Below are 301 nucleotides of genomic sequence, written 5' to 3'. Positions count from 1 at the left end.
CCCCCCCCCCCCCCCCCCCCCCCCCCCCCCCCCCCCCCCCCCCCCCCCCCCCCCCCCCCCCCCCCCCCCCCCCCCCCCCCCCCCCCCCCCCCCCCCCCCCCCCTTTTCAAGCACAAGACGGCATACGCGATTTCCTGTACGGTCTCGTGGGCTCGGAGATGTGTATAAGAGACAGGTTCGGTGCCGCCCAGGCGCTCGACCTCGCCCTGCTGCAGCACGCGCAGCAGCTTGGCCTGCGCGGGCAGTGGCAGCTCGCCCAGCTCGTCGAGCAGCAGCGTGCCGCCATGCGCGCGCTCGAAGC

The 301-nt window shown here is 77.4% G+C and carries 1 protein-coding gene; it reads right to left on the bottom strand.

The window, feature by feature from the left end; translation table 11 throughout:
* The coding region (locus JHD63_RS24465; protein WP_233168573.1) for a sigma 54-interacting transcriptional regulator at positions 1-301 on the bottom strand (301 nt) is incomplete at both ends.

It is taken from the genome of Xylophilus sp. ASV27, from assembly GCF_016428875.1.
GTDB lineage: Bacteria > Pseudomonadota > Gammaproteobacteria > Burkholderiales > Burkholderiaceae_C > Xylophilus.
The sequence above is the reverse complement of the archived record's forward strand: the minus strand, read 5'-3'. Positions and strand labels throughout refer to the sequence as shown.